22 protein-coding genes are annotated in these 22,002 nt (G+C 67.8%); 8 read left to right on the forward strand and 14 right to left on the reverse strand.

The annotated features are described in order from the left end of the window. The first annotated feature begins 24 nt into the window (after positions 1-24). Both DBV10_RS00755 and DBV10_RS00760 read left to right on the forward strand, forming a co-directional pair. Positions 25-1,344: a gallate dioxygenase gene (locus DBV10_RS00755; protein WP_124509634.1), complete on the forward strand. Its 1,320-nt coding sequence runs from the start codon at positions 25-27 to the stop codon at positions 1,342-1,344. A 147-nt stretch (positions 1,345-1,491) separates the two neighbouring features. After that, positions 1,492-2,592 (forward strand): porin, encoded by a 1,101-nt coding sequence (locus DBV10_RS00760; RefSeq protein ID WP_124509636.1) that lies wholly within the window; start codon positions 1,492-1,494, stop codon positions 2,590-2,592. Between the two features lie 167 nt (positions 2,593-2,759). Here DBV10_RS00760 and DBV10_RS00765 read toward each other — a convergent pair whose 3' ends face one another. Both DBV10_RS00765 and leuA read right to left on the reverse strand, forming a co-directional pair. Next, complete coding sequence (locus tag DBV10_RS00765) at positions 2,760-3,239, reverse strand: C40 family peptidase (protein WP_124509638.1); 480 nt, start codon at positions 3,237-3,239, stop codon at positions 2,760-2,762. Positions 3,240-3,280: 41 nt separating this feature from the next. Beyond that, positions 3,281-4,972, reverse strand: a complete 1,692-nt coding sequence (gene leuA, locus DBV10_RS00770; RefSeq protein WP_124509640.1) for a 2-isopropylmalate synthase — start codon at positions 4,970-4,972, stop codon at positions 3,281-3,283. Positions 4,973-5,393: 421 nt separating this feature from the next. Between leuA and DBV10_RS00775 the strand changes: the two genes are divergently transcribed. Next, the gene (locus tag DBV10_RS00775; protein ID WP_124509642.1) at positions 5,394-5,756 is read left to right on the forward strand and encodes a YciI family protein; all 363 of its coding nucleotides are present in this window, start codon (positions 5,394-5,396) and stop codon (positions 5,754-5,756) included. 166 nt (positions 5,757-5,922) lie between these two features. Here DBV10_RS00775 and DBV10_RS00780 read toward each other — a convergent pair whose 3' ends face one another. From DBV10_RS00780 to DBV10_RS00790, 3 genes are read right to left on the reverse strand one after another with little or no spacing between them, the layout of a single operon-like run. Beyond that, the gene (locus DBV10_RS00780) at positions 5,923-7,848 is read right to left on the reverse strand and encodes a bifunctional diguanylate cyclase/phosphodiesterase (protein WP_124509644.1); all 1,926 of its coding nucleotides are present in this window, start codon (positions 7,846-7,848) and stop codon (positions 5,923-5,925) included. Position 7,849: 1 nt separating this feature from the next. Further along, on the reverse strand, positions 7,850-8,398 hold the full coding sequence (locus DBV10_RS00785; RefSeq protein ID WP_124509646.1) for a YfiR family protein: 549 nt from the start codon (positions 8,396-8,398) through the stop codon (positions 7,850-7,852). Between the two features lie 3 nt (positions 8,399-8,401). Then, positions 8,402-10,453, reverse strand: coding sequence for a TonB-dependent siderophore receptor (locus DBV10_RS00790; protein WP_233589753.1), 2,052 nt, complete (start codon positions 10,451-10,453; stop codon positions 8,402-8,404). Between the two features lie 391 nt (positions 10,454-10,844). On the opposite strand from DBV10_RS00790, the gene DBV10_RS00795 reads away from it, so the two are divergent. From DBV10_RS00795 to DBV10_RS00810, 4 genes are all read left to right on the forward strand, one after another. Further along, positions 10,845-11,261, forward strand: a complete 417-nt coding sequence (locus DBV10_RS00795) for a YciI family protein (protein WP_124509648.1) — start codon at positions 10,845-10,847, stop codon at positions 11,259-11,261. A gap of 37 nt (positions 11,262-11,298) precedes the next feature. Beyond that, positions 11,299-11,835 carry an SRPBCC family protein gene (locus tag DBV10_RS00800; RefSeq protein ID WP_124509650.1) on the forward strand — a complete coding sequence of 179 codons (537 nt, stop codon included), beginning with the start codon at positions 11,299-11,301 and terminating at the stop codon, positions 11,833-11,835. 63 nt (positions 11,836-11,898) lie between these two features. Continuing rightward, the gene (locus DBV10_RS00805; RefSeq protein WP_124509652.1) at positions 11,899-12,306 is read left to right on the forward strand and encodes a VOC family protein; all 408 of its coding nucleotides are present in this window, start codon (positions 11,899-11,901) and stop codon (positions 12,304-12,306) included. 6 nt (positions 12,307-12,312) lie between these two features. Further along, complete coding sequence (locus DBV10_RS00810) at positions 12,313-13,605, forward strand: RNA polymerase sigma factor (RefSeq protein WP_199740012.1); 1,293 nt, start codon at positions 12,313-12,315, stop codon at positions 13,603-13,605. A 12-nt stretch (positions 13,606-13,617) separates the two neighbouring features. Here the strand turns inward: DBV10_RS00810 and DBV10_RS00815 are convergent, their stop codons facing one another. The 9 genes from DBV10_RS00815 to metC all read right to left on the reverse strand — a co-directional run bounded on the left by DBV10_RS00815 (position 13,618) and on the right by metC (position 21,404). Then, positions 13,618-14,133, reverse strand: a complete 516-nt coding sequence (locus DBV10_RS00815; RefSeq protein WP_124509654.1) for a ribonuclease HI family protein — start codon at positions 14,131-14,133, stop codon at positions 13,618-13,620. Beyond that, positions 14,130-14,384: a DUF3297 family protein gene (locus DBV10_RS00820; protein ID WP_124509656.1), complete on the reverse strand. Its 255-nt coding sequence runs from the start codon at positions 14,382-14,384 to the stop codon at positions 14,130-14,132. Before DBV10_RS00820 ends, DBV10_RS00815 begins: the two co-directional genes overlap by 4 nt. 92 nt (positions 14,385-14,476) lie before the next feature. Beyond that, positions 14,477-15,058 carry an NnrU family protein gene (locus tag DBV10_RS00825; protein WP_124509658.1) on the reverse strand — a complete coding sequence of 194 codons (582 nt, stop codon included), beginning with the start codon at positions 15,056-15,058 and terminating at the stop codon, positions 14,477-14,479. Positions 15,059-15,214: 156 nt separating this feature from the next. Then, positions 15,215-15,826: a PolC-type DNA polymerase III gene (locus tag DBV10_RS00830; RefSeq protein WP_124509660.1), complete on the reverse strand. Its 612-nt coding sequence runs from the start codon at positions 15,824-15,826 to the stop codon at positions 15,215-15,217. A gap of 98 nt (positions 15,827-15,924) precedes the next feature. Then, positions 15,925-16,293: a glycine cleavage system protein H gene (locus tag DBV10_RS00835; protein WP_124509662.1), complete on the reverse strand. Its 369-nt coding sequence runs from the start codon at positions 16,291-16,293 to the stop codon at positions 15,925-15,927. Continuing rightward, on the reverse strand, positions 16,290-17,465 hold the full coding sequence (locus DBV10_RS00840) for a peroxidase-related enzyme (protein ID WP_124509664.1): 1,176 nt from the start codon (positions 17,463-17,465) through the stop codon (positions 16,290-16,292). The genes DBV10_RS00835 and DBV10_RS00840 overlap by 4 nt, the downstream gene beginning before the upstream one ends. Before the next feature lie 55 nt (positions 17,466-17,520). Then, complete coding sequence (locus DBV10_RS00845; RefSeq protein ID WP_124509666.1) at positions 17,521-19,005, reverse strand: NAD(P)-binding domain-containing protein; 1,485 nt, start codon at positions 19,003-19,005, stop codon at positions 17,521-17,523. A 34-nt stretch (positions 19,006-19,039) separates the two neighbouring features. Continuing rightward, positions 19,040-20,044 (reverse strand): tripartite tricarboxylate transporter substrate binding protein, encoded by a 1,005-nt coding sequence (locus DBV10_RS00850; protein ID WP_124509668.1) that lies wholly within the window; start codon positions 20,042-20,044, stop codon positions 19,040-19,042. A gap of 178 nt (positions 20,045-20,222) precedes the next feature. Next, complete coding sequence (gene metC, locus DBV10_RS00855; RefSeq protein WP_124509670.1) at positions 20,223-21,404, reverse strand: cystathionine beta-lyase; 1,182 nt, start codon at positions 21,402-21,404, stop codon at positions 20,223-20,225. 121 nt (positions 21,405-21,525) lie between these two features. Between metC and DBV10_RS00860 the strand changes: the two genes are divergently transcribed. Beyond that, positions 21,526-21,996, forward strand: coding sequence for an Lrp/AsnC family transcriptional regulator (locus tag DBV10_RS00860; protein ID WP_124509672.1), 471 nt, complete (start codon positions 21,526-21,528; stop codon positions 21,994-21,996). Positions 21,997-22,002 lie beyond the last annotated feature (6 nt).

The raw sequence follows: 22,002 nt of genomic DNA on the forward strand, positions 1-22,002 counted from the left end.
TCTCAAGCACTTTCACTGTTCACCATGGCAACCATCATCGGCGGCATTGCCGCGTCCCACACGCCCACCATCGGCTTCGCCTACGACCGCGACAAGCGCGGCGACCCCGTGTGGGCGCCCATCTTCGAGGCCTTCGACCCGGTGCGCCAGTGGGTGGCCGAGCGCCAGCCCGATGTGCTGCTGTTCATCTACAACGACCATGTCACCTCGTTCTTCTTCGACCACTACTCGGCCTTCACGCTGGGTGTGGGCCCAGAGTGGGCCGTGGCCGACGAGGGCGCGGGCGCACGCGACCTGCCCACCGTGCAGGGCCACCCGGCGTTTGCGGCCCACCTGGGGCGCAGCCTCATGGCCGACGAGTTCGACATGTCGTTCTTTCAGGACCGGGCGCTGGACCACGGCTGCTTTTCGCCGCTGTCCATGCTGTGCCCGCAGGATGCGCAGGCCGGCTGGCCCGTGCGCCTGGTGCCGCTGCAGATCGGCGTGCTGCAGTTCCCCATCCCCACGGCGCGGCGCTGCTACAAGCTGGGCCAGGCGCTGCGCCGCGCCATCGAGAGCTACCCCGAGCCGCTGAAGGTCGGCATCGTGGCCACGGGCGGCCTGTCGCACCAGGTGCATGGCGAGCGCGCGGGCTTCAACAACACCGCCTGGGACCAGCAGTTCCTGGACTGGTTCGAGAACGACCCCGAGCGCCTGGCCGGCATGACCCATGCCGAGTTTGCCGCGCTGGGCGGCGTGGAGGGCGCCGAGGTCATCATGTGGCTGGTGATGCGCGGCGCGCTGTCCGCGCGCGTGAAGTGCCTGCACCGCAGCTACTACCTGCCCTCGATGACAGGCATTGCCACGGCCGTGTACGAGAACCTGGCGGGCAAGCCCTCGGCCGCCGAAATGGCCCGCCACCATGCGCACATCGACACCCAGCTGGCCGGGGCCGAGCACCTGGCGGGCAGCTACCCGTTCACGCTGGAGCGCAGCGTCAAGGCCTACCGGCTCAACCACTTCCTGCACGGCCTCATCGTGCCTGCGCAGCGCACGGCCTTCCTGGCCGACGAAGAGGCCGCCTACGAACGCGCCGGCCTGCCCGAGGCCGAGCGCGCCATGGTGCGCGCGCGCGACTGGCGCGCGCTCATCCAGTACGGCGTGATCTTCTTCATGCTGGAAAAGCTGGGCGCCGTGGTGGGGGTGTCCAACCTGCACATCTACGCCGCCATGCGCGGCGAAACGCTGGAGGCCTTCCAGCGCACGCGCAATGCCCCGGGCGCCCTGTATTCCGTCGCCGGCAAGGATGCCCGGCCACTGGCGTGGGACTCCGCCGCCCCGCAGGCCATGTCCACGAGCAGCTGATACCGGCATGCACTCAAAAAACACCACACCGTTCACGCTGAGCCTGTCGAAGGCTCAGCCCGAACGGGTTTGCCTGGTGACCCGAACGCGCATCCGTACAAGTCCAGAAGACCTCTTTCCCCACCTGATCCAACCCAAGGAGACACCATGAAGAAGACATTGAAACCCCTGGCCATCGCGGCCCTGGCCATGGCGGCCTGTGCTGCACAGGCCCAGTCCAGCGTGAACCTGTACGGCACCGTGGATGCGGCCGTGGAGCACCTGGGCAATGCGCCCACCGGCGGCGTCACCCGCATGCCCGGCCTGACCGGCGGCCAGGCGCCTTCGCGCCTGGGTTTTCGCGGCAGTGAAGACCTGGGCGATGGCCTGCGCGCCATCTTCACGCTGGAGCAAGGCCTCAGCGTGGACAACGGCACGCTCAACCAGGGCGGGCGCGCGTTTGGCCGCCAGGCCTTTGTGGGGCTTGCCGCGCCCTGGGGCACAGTGAGCCTGGGGCGCCAGTATTCGATGCTGTTCTGGTCGCAGCTGGATGCCGACATCCTGGGCCCGGCGATGTTCGGATCGGGCTCGCTCGACAGCTACCTGCCCAATGCGCGGGTGGACAACGCCATTGCCTACCGGGGCACGTTCAGCGGCTTCACGCTGGGCGCCACCTACAGCCTGGGCCGGGATGCCGTGAATGCGGGCCCCAGCCCCTCGGGCACCAACTGCGCGGGCGATAGCGGCACCGACACCAAGGCCTGTCGTCAATGGTCGCTGCTGGCCAAGTACGACATGGCCACCTGGGGGGTGTCGGCGGCCGTGGATGAAATCCGTGGCGGCGCCGGTGCCTTTGCGGGCCTGACCAGCAGCGCCCTGACCGACCGCCGCTCCACCCTCGCGGGCTGGGGCAAGTGGGGGGACCTGAAGCTGGGCGCGGGCCTGATCGCGCGCCGCAACGAGGCCAGCGCCGCCACACCGCGCAGCAGCCTGTGGTACCTGGGGGCTGCGTATCCTGTCACCCCGCAGTTCGTGCTGGACGGGCAGGTGTTCAAGCTCGACTACAAGAACAGCCCCAACCAGGCCACCTTGTTCGCGCTGCGCGGCACCTACCACCTGTCCAAGCGCACGGCGGTCTATGCCACGGCGGGCCACATCGCCAACGATGGCAGCCTGGCGCTGTCGGTCAGCAACGCGGCGGCGGGCGCGGCACCCGCTGCCGGCGGATCGCAGACCGGATGGGGCGTGGGCATCCGCCACACGTTCTGAAGGTTCTGAACGGCGCCACCGCGCCTGGGTTTTGCAGACACGCCCTGCGCATGGGTGCAGGGATTTTTCGGACCAGCGAAGGCCGCCTGGTGGGGATTGCAGCCCGCTGTTTCGGCGCAGGGCGTGGGCTGCGTTTTCCGGGGGCGACCCTGCCCCTGGGGTGCCTTTCAGGGCCGCCGGAACGATGCGTTCTGGCGGGCCCAGTGGCGCGACTGCAGGTGGTCCATGCGCACGGTTCCACCGGTGGAAGGTGCGTGCACGAAGCGGCCCTCGCCCACGTAGATGCCGGCATGGTTGGTGCCGAACACCACCAGGTCGCCGGTGCGCAGCTGCTCCGCATCCACGCGCTGGCCGAAGCCCGCGAGCTGTGCCACGGTGCGCGGCGGTGCAATCCCCGCGCTGTTCTTGTAGACGTAGCCGATGAGACCGCTGCAGTCGAAGCCGCCCTCGGGCGTGTTGCCCCCATAGCGGTAGGGCGTGCCCACCAGGCCCAGGGCATGGATCGCCAGGTCGTGGGCCTGCGTGTCCGACAGGGGCGAATGCACGCCGAACGCAGGCGGTGGCGGTGACGGCACACGGGGGGAGCTGCAGCCGCCCAGCACCAGCAGGGCGGCTGCGCAAGCCAGGCAGGGAAGGATGGCGCGCATGGGCCGGAGTGTAGAACAAACAGGCCTGTAGCGCTTATCCATCAAGCGCTAGCAGCTATCTTTTTTGATGATTCCAGGCCGCCACCCCGCTGTGCCAGCCGGTTGGCCACGCTCACGATGGCCTGCACCGAGGCGGTCACGATGTTGTGGTGGGCGCCTGCGCCGAAGGTGGCGCCGGCCACGCCGTCCATCGCGGCTTCCACAATCGCCAGGGCCTGCGCGTTGGCGCCCGTGCCCGTGGCGCGCTCTTCGTAGTGGTCCACCCGCAGCGGCAGGCCCAGCGCGTCCACCGTGGCGGCAATGGGGCCGTTGCCCTGGCCGCGCAAATGCTGGCGCGTGCCGTCAATGGTCACATCGAGTTCGATGCCCTGCCCGTCTTCATCGAGCCGGTGGCCGTGGCAGACGATGGCGGCCTGCGCGGGCGTGTTCAGGTAGGTGGCCTGGAACAGGCTCCACAGCGCATCGCCGCTCATCTCGCCCTCGCTAGCGTCCGTCTGGCGCTGCACCACGGCACTGAACTCCACCTGCATGCGCCGGGGCATCACCACGCCGTGTTCGCGCTCCAGCAAAAAGGCGATGCCGCCCTTGCCCGACTGGCTGTTCACGCGGATCACGCTGTCGTAGGTACGGCCAAGGTCGGCCGGGTCGATGGGCAAGTACGGCACCTCCCACAGTGCGTTCGGGTCTTGCGCGGCGAAGCCCTTCTTGATCGCGTCCTGGTGCGAGCCCGAGAACGCGGTGAACACCAGGTCGCCCGCGTAGGGGTGGCGCGGGTGTACGGGCAGCGAGGTGCATTCCTCGGCAATGCGCGCGACCGAGGTGATGTCCGAAAAATCGAGGTTCGGGTGCACGCCCTGCGTGTACAGGTTGAGCGCCAGCGTCACGATGTCCACATTGCCGCAGCGCTCGCCGTTGCCGAACAGGCAGCCTTCCACGCGGTCGGCGCCAGCCATCATCGCCAGCTCGGCCGCCGCCACGCCCGTGCCCCGGTCGTTGTGCGGGTGCACCGACAGCACGATGTGCTCGCGGGGAGCGAGGTGCCGGTCCATCCACTCGATCTGGTCGGCGAACACGTTGGGCGTGGCGTTCTCCACCGTGGTGGGCAGGTTGATGATGATGGGGCGGCCGGGGCCTGCGCCCCAGGTGGCAATCGCGGTCTGGCAGGCTTTGAGCGACACGTCGAGCTCGGTGGCGCTGAAGGTCTCGGGCGAGTACTGCAGCGTCCATTGCGTGGCGGGCTGTGCATCGGTGAGCTGCTTGAGGTAGCCCACGTGGTGCGCGATGAGCTGCATCACCTGTGTCACGTTCATGCCGAACACGATGCGCCGCCAGGCGGGCGCGGTGGCGTTGTAGAGGTGCACGATGGCGCGGGGCGCGCCCTGCACGGCCTCCACGGTGCGCGCGATCAGGTCCTCGCGCGACTGGGTCATGACCATGATGGTCACGTCATCGGGGATCAGGTGCTCGTCGATGAGGCGGCGCACGAAGTCGAAGTCGGTCTGCGACGCGGCCGGGAAGCCAACCTCGATTTCCTTGAAGCCGATGCGCACCAGCTCGTGGAAGAGCTTCATCTTGCGCTCGCCGTTCATGGGCTCGAACAGCGCCTGGTTGCCGTCGCGCAGGTCGGTGGAGAGCCACCGGGGCGCGTGGGTGATGCTGCGGGAGGGCCATTGGCGGTCGGCGAGCGCAATGGGGGCGATGGGCTGGTACTTGGTGGCGGGCTTGGCAATCATGAGAGGCTCCACGAACGGTGTGCAGTGCGTTGGCGCACTGCAGTTCAACAACGAATGAAAAACAAAACGTGTGACATCCCCTGCAGCCCTTTGCGTGTGCAAAGGCTGGTTCGCGGGCCGGGGTCAGGGGGAGATCAGGTGTTGCGCTGAGCGAGTCAGGCAACGAGGGTGGCGAACGCAGGCAGACCCCGGCCAAGCACTAGGCCTAGCGATAGGGTGGATAGGAGCATGCTGCGTTGCATAGCGCCAAACGATAGCACAGGCTTGCTGCGGTGCGCAACAAAATGCAATGAAACAACCGCTAGCGCCCGTTGGGCAATCGGAAGTAGCTATTAATTTTGAAGCATTTGCGGCTGCTAGGATGGCGCACGGCCACGGTTGCCGCCGTTGGCGATCACCCCATCACTTTCCCGGAGACCCCATGCCCTACATGCTGCTCATCATGGAACCCCACGGCCAGCGGGCCGAGCGTGGCCTGGCCGCAGGCCAGGACGCCTATGCCCGCATGCTGCGTTTTGGCGAAGGGCTGAAGGCCCGGGGCCTGCTGCGGGCGAGCGAGTCGCTGGCTTCCACCGAGCAGGCCGTGCGGCTGCAGGTGCGCGAGGGGCTGCCGCGGCTGGTCGATGGTCCGTTTGCCGAGACCAAGGAAATGGTGGGCGGGTTCTATCTGCTCGACTGCGCCACGCGCGACGAGGCCGTGGCGATTGCCCACGAGTGCCCGGCCGCCGCATGGGCCACCATCGAGGTGCGCGAGCTGGCGCCCTGCTACGACGGCGCGGTGTGACCCAGGGATCCTCTGCACAAATCACCGCGTCGTGTGCATCTGCGGTCTCGGGCAGACTGCGGCGTTGCAAAACTTCGCAATAGCTACGGCTATTGCGAAGTTTTGCGCCTTGCAGCCCCTCCCGATCCGCAGCGCCCACTTACCGCTCGATTCGTGCAGAGGATCCCTAGGCCGTGGGTGCCGTGACCCCGGCCTGCAGGGCCAGGAACTGCGCAACGGGCATGGGGCGCGCAAACACATAGCCCTGCAGCACATCGCAGCCCTGCTGCACCAGGTAGTCGGCCTGCTGCGGTGTTTCCACGCCTTCGGCGGTCACTTCCAACCCCAGGCCATGGGCCAGGGCCACGATGGCGGTGACGATGGTGCGGCTGTGTTCCTGCTCGGGCAGGTCGCGCACAAAGCTGCGGTCGATCTTCAGGCGCCGCATCGGCAGCTGGCGCAGGTAGGCCAGCGACGAGTAGCCGGTGCCGAAGTCGTCGATCGCCAGGTGGATGCCCAGCTGGCTCAGGCGGTGCAGTGTGTGGGCGCCGGCCTCCATGTTTTCCATGAGCACGGTTTCGGTGAGTTCGACTTCGAGCAGGTGGGCGGGCAGGCCTTCCTCGCGCAGGATGTCCATCACGCGCTCCAGAAACTGCGGATCGCCCAGCTGGCGGGCCGAGATGTTGACGGCCACCCGCAGCGGCCCGTGTGCGTTCCAGCGCGATGCGTCCCGGCAGGCGGTGCGCAGCACCCAGTACCCCAGCGGAATGATGAGGCCGCAGTCCTCGGCCACCGAGACGGCTTCGAGCGGCGACACCGTGCCCAGCTCCGCATGGGTCCAGCGCAGCAGGGCTTCGGCCCCCACCACCGCCCCGCCGCGGGCCGCGAACAGGGGCTGGTAGTGCAGTGCCAGCCCTCCGCCCTGCTGCTCCAGCTCGGCGCGCAGCGCGTGCTCGATGGTCTGGCGCCGCACCACGGCCTGGTTCATGGACGGGTCGAACCGCACGCAGCGGTTCTTGCCCATTTCCTTGGCGCGGTACATGGCGGTGTCGGCATTGCTGACCAGGGCGTTGATGTCCGACGCATCGTCCGGAAAGGTGGCGATGCCCGCACTGCCAGTCACGTTCACCTGCTGCCCGACCTCGGTGTAGGCGGCCTGGAAGACGCCGATGATGCGCTGCGCGTACTTGTCCAGTGCCACGTCGTCCATGTCGAGCCGCAGGGTCAGCGCAAATTCGTCGCCGCCCAGGCGCGAGATGGTGTCGGTGCTGCGCACCACGGACTGCAGGCGCTGCGCCACCTGGCGCAGCAGGCCGTCGCCGGCGGCGTGCCCGAAGGTGTCGTTGAGCGTCTTGAAGTTGTCCAGGTCGATGTAGACCAGGGCCACCCGGTGCCTGCCGCTGCGGGCCAGCTCCAGCTCGGCCGCCAGCCGTTCATTGAACGCGTGGCGGTTGCCGGTGCCGGTGACGGCATCGGTGTGCGCCAGTGCATGCAGGCGGTGCTCGGCCTCTCGCACGGCGGCACGGCTGCGCAGCACCATGGCGGTGGCCATGGCCATCACGCACACGGCAATGAGCAAGGCGCTGAAGAAGCGGACCGCCAGGCGGGTGTGGACCTCCCGCATCGACTTGCGGATGTAGAGCGTTCCCAGGGGCGCGGCCGTGCCTTCGATGGGGCGGATGATCTCGAGCAGGTTCCACCCGGGGCGCTCCAGCGCGTCCTCCATGCCCGCCGCGCGCAGCGTGGTCGGGAAGTCCGGGTCGCGTTCGCGCACGTAGTGCGCAAACAGCACGCCGTCGGTGTCGTACACGCCCGCCGCCAGCACCATGGGCGACGACCGCAGCGCAGCCAGCATCTCGTTGGCCGTGCCCGTGTCGCGGAACATGACTGCGGCAGACACGTTGTCGGCCACGATGGCGGCTTCCACCCGGCTGTCCTGCAGCATGGAGGTGCGGCTGCTCCAGTAGTCCACGCCCGTGAGCGCCAGCACCACGGTCAACAGCGCCAGGCCGGCCGAGAGGATGCCCGTCACCACCAGTTTCGACGACAGCAGGATGGGCGGCAGCAGCAGGGCCGGCGCAGTGGTGTACGGGGTGGGGGCTGAGGTTCTCATCTCACCGCCCCGCCTTGGCCAGCCGCAGCAGCCGCGAGCTGATGGTCAGGCCCGCCTTGGCTGCAGCGTCGGCGTTGATGCCGAACACGATGCGCCCCTGCTGCTCGGTGAGCGCGATCACGATCTCCGGGTTGACGAAGGTGAGTTCGTCGGAAATGCTCAGCACGCCATGCGCGGCAGGCAGGGCCCGCAGGGCGCGCAGCGCCGGTTCCACGTCCGCGTTGTGCAGGATGAGCACCCGGCACTGGCGCAGGCTGGCGGTCTCCAGCAGCCTTACCCGCACGGTGCGGCCCTTGGGGGCCTGCTTGCCGTCCAGCGTGGCCAGGGCGCGTTTCAATGGGCTGAAGGGCGACACGCACAGGGTCAGGTCGCCGGAGGCGGCCGCGTCGCCCTCGGGCCATTCGATGAACTGGATGAAGTTGAAGATGTAGGCGGCCTTCAGGTCCTGCTCGGCCACCGGTTCGTTGGCCCGGGCCAGGCTCCACCCCGACCCGCACAGCATCCACAGCCAGACCACCAGCAGGTTGCGTAGGCGCAGGGTGTTGCACATGGCTCAGAACGCGTAGGTCAGCTTGAGGCGGTAGGTCCGCCCGTCCTGGCGGATCGCTTCCTCGCGGATATCGAACGAGGCGGGGTCTGCGTACCGGCGGTTGAACAGGTTGTAGACCCCCACCGACACATCGACATCCGCGATGCGCGTGGAGTAGGTCGCATGGGTCAGGACATGCGCGGGCAGGCGCGTTCCCTGCAGCGTGCTGCGGCTGCCGATGCCGATGGCCTCGATGGCGTAGCGCCCCGCAGTCCCGCCCGACCCTGGGGCGGGCCGCAGGGTGTCGGACCACTGGACTTTGAGCAGATGCCGCGGGGCATTGGTCAGCGGCTGCGGCTGCGAAGGGTCGCGCGCCTTTTGCCAGCCATAGGCCATGCGCAGGCGCTGCCCGCCCTGCCAGCGCTGCTCGGCCTCGGCCTCCAGGCCATGGACCTGCACGGCGCGCGTGTTGCCGAAGGTGAGCCGGTCGGTGCTGCCTGCCGCATCCTGCGCGATCAGGTCGGTCACGGCCGAGCGGAACGCCGTCAGCAGCACGCGGCTGGCCCCGGTGGGCGCATGCTCCAGCGCCAGCTCGGTGGTGCGCACGCGCTCCGAGCGCAGGCCCGCGCCCTCGACCACGCCGCCCGGCAGGTCTACGCGGTAGTCGCGTTCGTAGGCATTGGGGGGGCGGTACGCGGTGCCGTGCAGCAGCTTGAGGGCGGTGGCGGCATTCCACCAGTACACCAGGCCCAGGCGAGGATGGATGGCGCCCGCGCTGCCCGACTGCTTGCCCCAGCGCAGCCCGGCATGGAGCGTGAGGTCGGGGCTGAGCGCGAACTCGTCCTGGACGTACAGGCCCAGCACGTTGCCCTTGCGGTGGGCGTCCAGGTGCTGCGCGGGGGGATCGAGGTCGATGTTGAGCTGCTCGATGCGGGTGTCGCGCCGGTAGTCCAGGCCCCAGGACAGCTTGTGGCGCGCCAGCGCGGTGCTCACCCACTGCCATTCGGTGCCCCACCACTGGCCGTTGCTCACATCGCGGTTCAGCGTCACGGGCGGGTAGTCGTACACATAGTCGCCCACATACTGGTAGCGCCCCGCATGCAGGCGCCCGGTGAACGCCAGCGACGGCTGCAGCTGCGCGGTGTATTCGGCCGCCAGGCGCGTGCTCTTGTCGATGAAGCGCGAGCGCGGGTCGTTGAAAACCTGCGAGAAGGCTGCAGTGGGCACGCCCTTGGTGCGCTCGCCATGGGCCAGCGTGAGCGTCAGCCCCTCGCGGTGCATGCGGGCAAACAGCTGGGTGCTGCGGTCATAGTCCAGGCGCTGCGCCACGCCGCCATGGTTCGCGGGCGCATCGTAGGCCGGGTAGTACTGGTCGGCCCCGCGCGTGGCGGCCCGCGTGGCCGAAAGCAGCCAGTCGCCGCCCTGCGCATCCACCGTGCCCACGGAAAACCGCAGCTTGGCGCTGCCGTGGCTGCCGACCTCGGTGCTGACCTGCGGCCCGGCCAGCTGGCGGCCGTCGCGCGTGATCACATTGACGACGCCGAAGAAGGCGTTGGCCCCGTACACCGCCGACCCGGGGCCGGGCACGAACTCCACCCGGTCCACCAGGTCCAGGTCCAGCGGAAAGTCGCTGCCGATGCTCGCCTGGTCGTAGATGTTGTCGTTGAAGCGCACCCCGTTGACCAGCAGCAGCACCCGCGTGTTGTAGTCGCCCGGGGTCGCAAAGCCCCGGGTGCCCAGGTAGTGGTAGGCGCGGTCGTAGGAGATGTACAGCCCGCGCATGCTGCCCAGCACCTCGGCCAGCGTGCGGTAGCCAAAAAGCCGGATATCGTCGGCCGTGACCACGCTCACGGCGGCGGGGGCTTCCAGGGCCGTTTGTGCATAGCGGCTGGCCGTGGTGATCTGCATCTGCATGAGCTGCTCCAGCGGCAGGTCGACCATGGCCACCTGGGCCTGGGCCTGCACGCTGGCTGCGGCCCCGGCGCACAACAGGGCCAGCACCCGGGGGACCATAAGCAACCGCGCCGCCCTCTGCCGGGGCGGCTGCCGTTGCGGGTTGCGCGATCCTCGTGCCATGGGCTGGGCTCCTGGTGTGGCTGGCTGGCGCTCTTTCGTTCGAGGCTGGCGTGCGGGAGGGCGCGTCAAGCGGTGCGATGGATCTGTTCTTAACAAATTGTATCCAGACCTTCGTGCGGATCACAGGGGGTGGGATCAGTGATCTCCCTACATTCCCCCCCGGGGCACCGGGCCATGCGCAGGGGCTGCGGTGGGACGGGCTGGCCCCTGAAATCCCCATTTTTCTAGGTGCTAACCCTTGTTTTTCCGCTTCCGTACCGTTGGCATGTCGATGTGCGGGGGGCCCGTTCGTCGTAGGGATGAAGCGCGCAGACAGGATCGGGATCATCAAGGACCGAAGATCCGGGCCTGCGCACTCCGCTTCTGCTGTTCAACACCACCCGGAGATCCCATGCGTTTCATGATCATCGTCAAGGCCACGGCCGAATCCGAACAGGGCTGCATGCCCAGCAGCACCTTGCTGGCCGACATGGGCCGCTACCACGAGGAGCTGGCCCGCGCGGGCGTGCTGCTGGACGGCAGCGGCCTCAAGCCCAGCACACTGGGTTGGCGCGTGCGTTACAGCCCGGCAGGGGGCCGCACCGTCACCGACGGCCCGTTCACCGAGACCAAGGAACTCATCGCGGGCTACACCCTGATCCAGGTGCGCAGCCGCGACGAGGCGCTGGAGTGGACGCGCCGCTTTCCCAACCCGCGCGGCGAAGGGCTGGACGCAGAAATCGAGGTGCGCCAGCTGTTTGAGATGGAAGACTTCGCCGCGATCGACGGGGTGGAGAACTTCCCCGACCTCGAAGCCCTGCGCGGCTGAAGCCCGCACACCCAAAACACACCCAGGACACACCCCCATGATCAAGACCATCGTCCTCGTACTGCTCGCCGCCCTGGCCCTGCTGCTGGCCTATGCGGCCACGCGCCCCGACAGCTTCCGCGTGGAGCGCAGCCGCGTAGTCCCCGCGCCGCCCGAGCGGGTCTACGGGCTCATCCACGACCTGCGCCAGTTCAACACCTGGAACCCCTACGAGCGCAAGGACCCCGCCCTCCAGGGCCAGTACAGCGCCACCACGGCCGGCCCCGGCGCACGCTACGCCTGGCAGGGCGACAAGGTGGGCACCGGCAGCATGGAAATCGTGGACGCCACCGCCCCCCGCCACGTGGGCATGAAGCTCGACTTCGTGAAACCCTTCGAAGCCCACAACCAGGTCGAGTTCACGCTGCAGCCCGAAGGCACTGGCGCCACCCGCGTCACCTGGGCCATGCAGGGCCCCGTGCCCTACCTCGCCAAGATCGCCCACCTGTTCTTCAACATGGACCGCATGGTGGGGCAGGACTTCGAGGACGGCCTGGGCAACCTGCAGGCCGTGCTGCAAAAGCCTGCGGCCTGAGCCGCGCCCCCTTTGCCAAACCCCCCGTTTCCCTATACCGTCCCCACCCTTCAGGAGACCTCCATGCACCAGCAAATCTTCGTGAACCTGCCCATCGAGAACATGGCCCGCTCGCAGGTGTTTTTTCGCGCCCTGGGCTACGAATTCAACCCCCAGTTCACCAACGACCAGGGCGCCTGCCTGGTGGTGGGCGAGAACCTCTTCGTGATGCTTTTGGTGAAAGACTTCTACCAAACCTTCACCAGCAAAACGATTGCCGACGCACGCACAACCTCCGAGGTGCTGGTGTGCTTCTCATGCAACAGTCGCGAGGAGGTGGATGCCCTGGTCGCCAAGGCCGTGGCGGCCGGCGGCACCACGCCCCGCCCCGCGCAGGACCTGGGCTTCATGTACTCGCGCAGTTTTGACGACCTGGACGGCCACAGCTGGGAGTTCGTCCACATGGTGGACGCCAGCAAGGCCCTGGGTTAAGAAGGTGTGAACCCCCCTGCCCTGCCCGACCGCGAGGCCCTGCACCGCAGCATCGACTCGGTGTGGCGCATCGAGGCCGCGCGCATCATCGCCAGCGTGGCGCGCATGACGCGCGACGTGGGCCGGGCCGAGGAGCTGGCACAGGACGCGCTGGTGGCCGCGCTGGAGCACTGGCCCACCACCGGCCTGCCCGCCAACCCGGCCGCGTGGCTCATGACCACGGCCAAGCGCCGCGCCATCGACCACCTGCGCCAGCAGGCCCTGCACCAGCGCGAGCACGAGGCGCTGGGCCACGACCTGGAAGCGCTCGAAGCCCAGTACGCGCCCGACGTGGTGGAGACCCTCATGCACGCACAGCAGGACGACATTGGCGACGACCTGCTGCGCCTGATCTTCACCGCCTGCCACCCCGTGCTGCCCACCGAGGCGCGCGTGGCACTCACGCTGCGGCTGCTGGGCGGCCTCAGCACGGCCGAAATCGCGCGTGCGTTTTTGGTGCCCGAGCCCACCATCGCGCAGCGCATCGTGCGCGCCAAGCGCAGCCTGGCGGCCGCGCAGGTGCCGTTTGAAGTGCCCGGCGCGGCCGAGCGCGCACCGCGCCTGGCCTCGGTGCTCGAAGTCCTCTACCTGGTCTTCAACGAAGGCTATGCCGCCACGGCGGGCGACGACTGGATGCGGCCCGCGCTGTGCGGCGAGGCCCAGCGCCTGGTGCGGGTGCTGGCCAGCCTGGTGCCCGAAGAACCCGAGGTGCAGGGCCTGGTGGCCCTGCTCGAAATCCAGGCCTCGCGCCTGCCCGCACGCACCGATGGCGAGGGCCAGCCCGTGCTGCTGATGGACCAGGACCGCGCGCGCTGGGACCACCTGCTGGTGCGCCGGGGGCTGGCCGCTTTGGACAAGGCCGAGCAGCTTGCGCGCGCAGGCCACGCCTGGGGGCCGTATGCGCTGCAGGGCGCCATTGCCGCCTGCCACGCACGTGCCAGGCGGGCGCAGGACACGGATTGGCCCCACATCGTGGCGCTGTACGACGCGCTGCTGCAGGTGGCGCCCTCGCCCGTGGTGGCGCTGAACCGCGCCGTGGCCGTGGGCATGGCCGAAGGGCCCGGGGCCGCGCTCGCGCTGGTGGACGCACTGGCCGCAGAACCCAGCCTGCGCCACTACCACTGGCTGCCCAGCGTGCGCGGCGATCTGCTGGCCAAGCTGGGCCGGGGGACAGAAGCGCGGGCCGAGTTCACACGGGCTGCCGGCCTCACGCGCAACGCGCAGGAACAGGCACTGCTGCTGGCCCGTGCGGGCGCTTGAGAGCGGAGGCCGTCAGCGCCGCTTTTTCTGTTTGTTTTTCTTTTTGTCGCCGTGGCCAGGCGGCATGGCCGCCTTGGGCGTCAGCCCCAGTGCGGCGCGTGCCAGGGTGTCGGCAGCGCCGTTGCGGTGGCGCGGAATCCATTGCAGGCGAACGTTGTGGAATGTTTGCAGCACGCTGCGCGCCTCGTCAAACAACGGCGCCAGCCGCGCAATGGGGGCTGCGGCCCGCTGCGTGCCCAGCTGCTCCACCAGCACGCTGTTGTCGCTGAACACCTGCACGGGGGTGGAGGCCGCCACCCCTTGCTGCGCCAGCCATTGCAAGGCCCGCATCAGCGCGCGCAGTTCGGCCTCGTTGTTGCAGCCGGTGAAGGTGGTGGCTTCGGAAATCTGGTGCCGCAGGGTGCCATCGGGGCCTGTCAGCACCGCCCCCAGGCCCATGCGCCCCGGGTTGGGCCAGGCGCTGCCATCGCAGTGGATGACCCAGGCGGCAGCGGGGTGCGGCGCAGCCGCCTGGGGGGCGGTCGTCACTTGTAGAACGCTTCGACCGTGCCCTTGATCTTGATCAGCAGCGGCTGGCCCTTGCGGTCCAGCGTCTTGCCGGCGGGCACCTTCACCCAGCCTTCGCTGATGCAGTATTCCTCCACATCAAAACGCTCCTTGCCATTGAGGCGGATGCCGATGTCGTGCTCGAACACGGCGGCCACATGGTGCGGGCTGCGGGGGTTGACCGACAGGTGGTCGGGCAGGGGTGGCTGGGCGGGGGTGTTGGCTTCGGTCATACGGATCTCTTGGGGAAATAGGGGAAAAACGCAAAGCGCGGATTCTCCGGGATTTGGGGCGGCCCCGGTGGGCGAAGCCCCTACGGCGCCAGCTAGCGCCCCATCGGCGCCACGCCAATCAGCCAGGCATGGCCCCAGAACGCAAAGCCCGCCCAGGCCCCTGCGCCCACCACCACAGCAGCGGCAGTGCCCGCTGCACTGCCTGCTGCGTACACCGTGCCCTGCGCCTGGTCGCGCTGGCGCGCGGCGCGAAAGCTCAGCACCGCCCACAGCAAGAAGCTGCCGAACAGCAGCACATCGGCCAGGTTGCCGTTGGACAGCAGATGCGCCAGCGCCCACACCTTCACACCCAGCACCATGGGGTGGTGCAACCGGGCCTTGATCGCATTGCGCGGCACATAGGTGGCGGCCAGCAGGATGAAGGCGAGCAGCGTGAGCAGCGCCGCTGCGTGCCGCATGCCCACGGGTGGCACCCACAGCACCACGGGCTGCTGCCGCGCCAGGCCGTAGCCCCACACAATGAGCGCGAGGCCCACGGCCGACACCAGCGAGTACAGCCCCTTCCACGGCCCCTCGCCCACCCGCGCCAGCGTCTGCGCGCGCCAGCCATCGGCCACGATGCGCACCGAGTGCACACCCAGAAACAGCACCAGTCCAAGCACCAGAAACCACATGGCAAAGCCTTTCATTGGGGGAGGAGCGCGAGTATGCAGGCAGTCTGCGAAAAACGCATGAAAAGCAGCCTTGGCGCTTGTCCATCAAGCGGTAATAGCTATTGATTTTGTAGCTGTTGTGCCGCGCTGGCCATGGGCGCACCCCATGGGCCCCGTTCAGGCCACCGCGTGCCGCGCCAGCAGCGCTCCCACGGCGGGCTTGGCGCAGCGCTGCAGGGTTTGCAGCAGCGCATGGCTGGGCTCGGCCACCCGCCAGCGCGTGCGCAGGTCGTGCTGCATGCGTGCCAGCAGCGCGGCCGCCATCTCGGCATCGGCCAGCGCCCGGTGCGCCTGGCCCGTGCGCGGCAGGCCGTGGTAGTCCACCAGCGTCCCGAGCTTGTGGCTGGGCGCTTCGGGGTACAGCCGCCGCGACAGCAGCACCGTGCACGCAAACGGCTGCGGCGCGGGCCGCCCGGCCAGGGCCAGCTCGGCCTGCCAGAACTTGCTGTCGAACGCGGCGTTGTGCGCCACCATGGGCGCATCGCCCACAAACCGCGCGGCCTCCTGCATCACCTGCGCCGCGTCGGGCGCGGCCGCCACCATGGCATTGGTGATGCCGGTGAGCTGGGTGATGAAGGAAGGAATCCACACCCCGGTTTTCATGAGGCTCTGGAACCGGTCCACCACCTGACCTTGCTCCAGCAGCACGATGGCCACCTCGGTGGCGCGCGCGCCCTGGCCGGGCGAGACGCCGGTGGTTTCAAAGTCGATGACGGCGATGGGGGGCATGCGGGGGGCGGACGGAAGGAGGCGTCGATTGTGCCGTGCCGCCCGGTGCCCCCAAAGCGCACGGTCCGCAGAAGCGCTTTGCGGACCGTGCGGTGCGCTCAGGCGCCGGTGTGGGCCTGGTAGGCGGCCTCGTCCATCAGCGTGGCAAAGCGGGCGCTGTCCAGCCGTTCCAGGCGAACCATCCAGCCCGCGCCCTGCGGGTCTTCGTTGACCAGCCCTGGGTTGTCCTGCAGGGCCGGGTTGACTTCGACAATGTCCGCGTCCAGCGGCATGTGCAGGTCGGAGGCCGTCTTGACCGATTCGACCGTGCCGATGACGGTGTTCTCGGCTTGTGGCCCACGGGCACCGACGTCCACCAGCACGATGTCGCCCAGGGTGTCTTGTGCGTGGCGGGTGATGCCGGCCACGGCGCCGGGGCCGTTTTCGTCCAGGCGAACCCAGAGATGTTCTGCGGAATAGCGGATCACAGGCGTCCTTTCTCGGCGAGCGTGCCGTCCAGGTGGATGGGTTCACCCAGGTTGAGCATGAGGCGGTTGGCCCAGGCGAACAGGGCCACGGCGTGGACCAGGTCCAGGGTCTCGGTGTCGCTGAGGCCTGCGGCGCGGGCCTCGTGAACATGGGCGGCACCCAGTTTGGCGGGGGCCAGGCCCAGCACGGCGGACAGGCGCACGATGCATTTTTCGCGAACGGTGGTGCCCGCGTTGGCCGGGTCGTCAAACAATTGGGCGATCACATCGTTGCGCTTGGCCAGCTGCTCGAAGCGCTGCGCGTGGACCGAGGCACAGTACACGCAGCCGTTCAGCCGCGACTCTACCGTGGCGCCCAGTTCCCGTTCGGCGCGCGGCATTCCGCCGGGGGCGAACATGATGGCGTTGAACGCGATGGAGCGTTGCAGCAGCATCTCGGGCTGGTGCGCCAGCAAGCGGAAATAGGCCTGGTCTTTGGCGGTGGGGCTCATGGCATCCAGGGCCGCCAATTGTTCGGGCGTGGCTTCTTCCAGGCGCACGGGCTCCACCCAGGGGCGCCAATCCAGCACCTCGTTGGTGAAGCCGTGGATGCGGATGGGGTTGGGAAGCAACGCGCTGACAGGCGCTGGTGCGGCGGCGCCTGCCTGGGCCGTGGATTCAGCAGGCCCGGGGCCCGCGGCGGCCAACGCACGCAGACCGGCGTGCAGGCGGATCTGGTAGGACAGGAAGGCGATGAGCTGGCCCACGGCGACCAGGGCCTCGGGTTGCAGTCCTACGCTTTCCAGTGCCTTGACGGCCTGGTGGTCCCCTTCAATGGGCTTGTGCGTGAGTTTGGCCGTGAAACCCAGCAGCGCCGCCATGCGCACGTCGGGTGCATCGGCCTGGCCATCGGCCGCGGCCACGGTGGCCGGACTGGCGCCTTCGGACTGCAGGCGTTCGCGGTAATGTGCTGCCAGCGGCGCGGCGCCGCCCAGGCGGCAGGCATGCAGGGCCATGGCCAGGCGCTCGATGACCGATACGCCAGCCACGCCGGGCGCAAACATGGCGTCGTAGCTGCCCTGGGTGGCGTCGACGATTTTGGGGCGCTGGCGGCGCAGGGCGTGCAATGCGTCGCCCGGCACCAAGGGCACGCTCTGGTCGATCACATCGACGGCGGTGGAAGGGTGGGTCATGGAGGTTTGTCTTCCTTTTTTTTGGGGGGATGGTGGACGGCGGGGCCAAAGCCCGTCAGGACATGGCGGTCTCGGCGGCAGGCAACGCGGGGGCGGGAACCCATTCGTCGCCCATCAGTTCGGGTTCTTCGTAGGACTGCAGGGCGGCGAAGTGCTGCGAGAAGTCTTCACGGTAGAAGTGACTGGCAATGCCTGCAGCGAGGCGGCGCGCGCCGTCGCTGATGTTCGGAATGTCACCCGCGACGGCTCCGTGCGACAGGGTGGCGGGGTAGCAAAAGCAATGCACCTTGGACAGGCCTGGGCAGGTGCCCGGAGAGGCTTCCTGAAACTCGAACGCCGGGCCCAGCACGGGAGAGTCGGCCAACTCCTGGTCGTGCTGGTCCGCGGGGGGCTGGTAGCGTTGGGACCATACGTGGATATGGGGTGCGATGGCGGCGAATTCGGGGCGGCGGCTCCAGTCGATGACGAACCCCGTGGACACGATCAGGAAGTCGAATTCAAACTTGCCCTTGGGTGTGCGCACCACCACGGTGTTGCCTTCGGCATGCACCTCCTGCACCGGGCAACCCAGATGAAAGTGCGCATTGGCGTGGCGCGACACGCGCAGCGTGCTGCCGCGCGGTGGCGGCACCTGGGCGCTGTTGATGTAGTGGCGCAGCTGCCACTTGTCGGCATCTGACAGGTCGTGGTGGCCATGGGTCAGACCGGCCACCCCCGAGCCTTTGCTTTTGTTGATGCGGGGAAGGTCTTTGCGCCGGATCAGCAGATCCACGCTGCGTGCGCCCATTTCCAGTGCGGTGGCGGCACTGTCCATGGCCGACGACCCTGCGCCGATGACGCCCACACGCAGGCCTTTCAGCAAGGCGTAGTCGTTGGGGTCTGAAGAATGGGCCCACAGGTGGCGCGGCAGCGCCTGCATGAAACCGGGGATCGCGGGGCCGCCCAGGCCGTCGCGCCCGGTGGCCAGCACGACGCGGCGTGCGAGCAGGACCGACGGCCCGGTGGCGGTTTCGGCTTCCACCCGCACCAGCCCATCGGGGCGCGGCACGATCTGGGTGACGGTGGTGGTGTTGCGCACGTCCACCCGGGTGACACGGCGGAACCAGCGCAGGTAGTCCATCCATTGCACGCGCGGGATCTTGTCCAGCGCATCCCATGCGGCGGTGCCGAACTGGGCCACGAACCAGGCGCGAAAGGTCAGTGCCGGCTGCCCCATGGCCGGGCCCACCAGTTCCTTGGGGGAGCGCAGCGTCTCCATGCGCGCCGTGGTCGCCCACGGGCCTTCGAAGTCGGTGGGTGCCCGGTCCAGGATGACGGCCTGGATGCCCACATGGGCCAGTCCTACCGCTGCCGCCAAACCGGCTTGTCCACCGCCGACGATCACCACGTCCAGCACTGGCTGGTTGCCGCAGGTGCTGGGCGCAATCCAGGGGCGCGGCGGCAGGCCGAGGTAGAGGAGGTCCTGGGCCAGGCGTTGCTCCAGTGCGGCCAGGCCGGTGGCAGAGGGGCAGGAGTGGGGGGCGTGTGTAGCAGTGGACATGGTGCTTGCGGAGGGCGATGGAGGGAGAAAAGGGCTAGTTCAGTTCAATGCCTGCTGCCTTGACGACTTCGGCCCACTTGGTGCGGTTGTCGTGCACTGTCTTCTTGAATTGGGCGGGGGATTCCACGCGGATGGTGTTGCCCATGGCCTCGAACTTGGCGCGGATTTCGGGCTGTTGCACCACGGTGCCAATGGCGCTGTTGAGCTTGTTGACGATGGCCGCATCCGTGCCTTGGGGAGCGAAAACACCAAACCAGATGGAGCTGTCGAAGCCTTGTGTGCCGGGAACCCCGCTGGACGCAATGGTGGGTACTTCGGGAATGGAGGCCACGGGCTTGGCCGTGGTGACGCCCAGCAGGCGCACTTTGCCGGCCTTGTACTGGGGCAGCGCCGTCTGCACCTGGTTCATGATGCAGCAGGTCTCGCCGCGCACCACGGAGGTCAGTGCCTCGGGGCCACCCTTGTAGGGCACATGCACCATGTTCAGCCCCAGGCGTGCGTTCAATTCCGCAAACGCCATGTGCGTGCCCGTGCCATTGCCGGTGGACGCGTAGTTGTATTTGCCGGGGTTGGCCTTGATGAGCTCGGCAAACTCCTTGAGGGTCTTGGCGGGCATCACGTCGGGGTTGACCATCAACACGTTGGAGACGTCCAGCACGGGGGCCACCGGAACGAAGTCGGTTTCGACATCGAACGGCAGTTTTTTGTACAGCGCCGCGTTGCTGCCATGGGTGGCGGCCGTGCCAAATGCCAGCGTGTACCCGTCGGCCTTGGAGCGCGCCACGAACTCGCTGGCGATATTGCCCGCCGCGCCGGTCCTGTAGTCGATGATGATCGGTTGGCCCAGCAGCTTGCCCAGGGGCTCCTGGATCGAGCGGCCCACCACGTCGACCCCCGAGCCCGCAGGGAAGCTCATGATGAGGGTGATGGGCTTGGCTGGCCATTGCGGGTCGGCCAGCGCTGCAGTGGCGGTCAGCGTCAAACCAGCGCACGCCAGCACAGAGGCGATCCATTGGCGGGTGGGGGGGAGTTGCAGCATGAGGTTCCTTCCGTGGGTTAAATGCGTGCCATGAACGCAATCGCTATGCCAAAGAGTGCAGTGTTGGCGCAGTTCTGGTGAAAGTTAGCAGGACTTTTCGGTTGGGGTGATTTGAGGGAATTGTTTTGCGCACAACAGGGAGTTCTTCAGGGGTTTTGGCAAGCATTGGCGTGGCCGGTCAGGCCCATTTCTGCAGGCGGTTCAGTGCAGACTGCATGTCGCGCACCAGATCGTTGCAAGACTCCAGGCCGGCATGAACGCGCAACAGCGGACCGGTGTGTGTCCAGGGGCGCACATTGCGCGTTGGGGCGTCCATGGGCAGGCACAGGCTTTCGTAGCCGCCCCAGGACAGTCCAATGCCGAACAGCTCCAGGCTGTCGAAGAACGCCTCCAAGGCCGGGCGCGGGACGGGGCGCAGTGCCACGGCGAACAGGCCGCTGGCCCCCTTGAAGTCGCGCCGCCACAGTGAATAGCCGGGGTCACCCGGCAGGGCGGGGTGCAGCACCCGTTCCACCATGGGGTGCCGGGCCATGCTTTCGGCCAGCAGCATGCCGCTTTCCCAGTGGCGGTGCAGCCGCACCGACAGGCTGCGAAGGCCGCGCAAGGCCAGGTACAGGTCGTCGGGGCCGGCGGTCTGGCCAAAATCATGGGTCGCCTGTTGCAGCAGGCCCCAGGCGCGCTCATTGGCGGTGGCCACGCCCAGCAGCGCATCCGAATGCCCCACGATGTACTTGGTGGCGGCCTGGATGGACAGATCCACCCCATGTTCGAAGGGCTGGAAGAACAGGGGGCTGGCCCAGGTGTTGTCCATCACCACGAAAGCGTCGACACGGTGTGCCGCCAGCGCAATGGCGGGGACATCCTGCACCTCAAAGGTGGCCGAGCCGGGGGATTCGACAAACACCACACGGGTGTTGGGGCGCACCTGTGCTGCGATGTCTGCGCCGATGCAGGGATCGTAGAACTCTACGTCGACGCCCATGCGAAGCAGTACGCTCCGTGCGAATCCGCGTGTGGGGCCGTACACACTGTCGGGAAAAAGCGCATGGTCCCCAGACCGCAGCAGGGCCAGCAGGCTGTGGGTGACCGCAGCGAGGCCCGAGGGAAAGACCAGCGCGTTGTGCCCGCCCTCCAAGGCGGCCACGGCCGTCTCCAGGGCCCGGGTGGTGGGGGTGCCGAAACGGCCGTAGGACGCGTAGGGGTTGCCAGGCAGCTTGCGAGACTCCCACTCGGTCAGCGAGTTGGAGAGGATCGTCGAGCCCCTGAATGCGGGCGTGTTGACCATGCCTGCGTGGCTGGCCGGGTCGCGTCCTGCGTGGACCAGATGGGTTTCACATTCGAAGGAGTGGGGGATTTCCATGGCTTGACCTGCGTTCGTATCCTTAGCAGTCTAGGTTCATGGGGTGTGGAATTTTTACCAAAATAGGCTATTGTTTGGTCTGATATTGGTAAATTTTTCTACTATTAAGGTGGCAATGGAAATGACCCCATCCCTCGACAAGATTGACAAAGCCATCCTGGACCTGTTGCAGACCAATGCCAGTGCGTCCTTGCAGGAGGTGAGCGAGCAGGTCAGCCTTTCGGCAACGCCCTGCTGGCGGCGCATCCAGCGGCTGGAGCGGGAGGGCTACATCCGCCAGCGCGTGGCCCTGCTGGACCCCGCCAAACTCCATGTGGGGGTGACGGTGTTTGTGTCCGTCCGCACCAGTCAGCACAACGAGCAATGGGTCAAGCGGTTCACCACGGTGGTCACGGCGATTCCGCAGATCGTCGAGTTCTACCGCATGAGCGGCGATGTGGACTATCTGCTGCGCGTGGTGGTGCCAGACATCAAGGGCTATGACGCGGTGTACCAGCGGCTGATCCGCGAAATCGAACTGTCGGACGTGAGCTCCAGCTTTGCCATGGAGCAAATCAAATACACGACAGCCCTGCCCCTGGACTACGCCTAAGCCCCC

Source organism: Acidovorax sp. FJL06, from assembly GCF_003852545.1.
In the GTDB taxonomy this organism is placed as follows: domain Bacteria; phylum Pseudomonadota; class Gammaproteobacteria; order Burkholderiales; family Burkholderiaceae_C; genus Acidovorax.

What these genes read in the sequence shown, in the direction of transcription:
- DBV10_RS00795 (WP_124509648.1), top strand. Translation starts at nt 10,845, where the DNA reads ATGCGTTTCATGATCATCGTCAAGGCCACGGCCGAATCCGAACAGGGC.
- DBV10_RS00780 (WP_124509644.1), bottom strand. Translation starts at nt 7,848, where the DNA reads ATGAGAACCTCAGCCCCCACCCCGTACACCACTGCGCCGGCCCTGCTG.
- metC (WP_124509670.1), bottom strand. Translation starts at nt 21,404, where the DNA reads ATGGAAATCCCCCACTCCTTCGAATGTGAAACCCATCTGGTCCACGCA.
- DBV10_RS00765 (WP_124509638.1), bottom strand. Translation starts at nt 3,239, where the DNA reads ATGCGCGCCATCCTTCCCTGCCTGGCTTGCGCAGCCGCCCTGCTGGTG.
- DBV10_RS00850 (WP_124509668.1), bottom strand. Translation starts at nt 20,044, where the DNA reads ATGCTGCAACTCCCCCCCACCCGCCAATGGATCGCCTCTGTGCTGGCG.
- DBV10_RS00755 (WP_124509634.1), top strand. Translation starts at nt 25, where the DNA reads ATGGCAACCATCATCGGCGGCATTGCCGCGTCCCACACGCCCACCATC.
- DBV10_RS00845 (WP_124509666.1), bottom strand. Translation starts at nt 19,005, where the DNA reads ATGTCCACTGCTACACACGCCCCCCACTCCTGCCCCTCTGCCACCGGC.
- DBV10_RS00860 (WP_124509672.1), top strand. Translation starts at nt 21,526, where the DNA reads ATGACCCCATCCCTCGACAAGATTGACAAAGCCATCCTGGACCTGTTG.
- DBV10_RS00790 (WP_233589753.1), bottom strand. Translation starts at nt 10,453, where the DNA reads ATGGCACGAGGATCGCGCAACCCGCAACGGCAGCCGCCCCGGCAGAGG.
- DBV10_RS00775 (WP_124509642.1), top strand. Translation starts at nt 5,394, where the DNA reads ATGCCCTACATGCTGCTCATCATGGAACCCCACGGCCAGCGGGCCGAG.
- DBV10_RS00760 (WP_124509636.1), top strand. Translation starts at nt 1,492, where the DNA reads ATGAAGAAGACATTGAAACCCCTGGCCATCGCGGCCCTGGCCATGGCG.
- leuA (WP_124509640.1), bottom strand. Translation starts at nt 4,972, where the DNA reads ATGATTGCCAAGCCCGCCACCAAGTACCAGCCCATCGCCCCCATTGCG.
- DBV10_RS00785 (WP_124509646.1), bottom strand. Translation starts at nt 8,398, where the DNA reads ATGTGCAACACCCTGCGCCTACGCAACCTGCTGGTGGTCTGGCTGTGG.
- DBV10_RS00820 (WP_124509656.1), bottom strand. Translation starts at nt 14,384, where the DNA reads ATGACCGAAGCCAACACCCCCGCCCAGCCACCCCTGCCCGACCACCTG.
- DBV10_RS00830 (WP_124509660.1), bottom strand. Translation starts at nt 15,826, where the DNA reads ATGCCCCCCATCGCCGTCATCGACTTTGAAACCACCGGCGTCTCGCCC.
- DBV10_RS00840 (WP_124509664.1), bottom strand. Translation starts at nt 17,465, where the DNA reads ATGACCCACCCTTCCACCGCCGTCGATGTGATCGACCAGAGCGTGCCC.
- DBV10_RS00825 (WP_124509658.1), bottom strand. Translation starts at nt 15,058, where the DNA reads ATGTGGTTTCTGGTGCTTGGACTGGTGCTGTTTCTGGGTGTGCACTCG.
- DBV10_RS00800 (WP_124509650.1), top strand. Translation starts at nt 11,299, where the DNA reads ATGATCAAGACCATCGTCCTCGTACTGCTCGCCGCCCTGGCCCTGCTG.
- DBV10_RS00805 (WP_124509652.1), top strand. Translation starts at nt 11,899, where the DNA reads ATGCACCAGCAAATCTTCGTGAACCTGCCCATCGAGAACATGGCCCGC.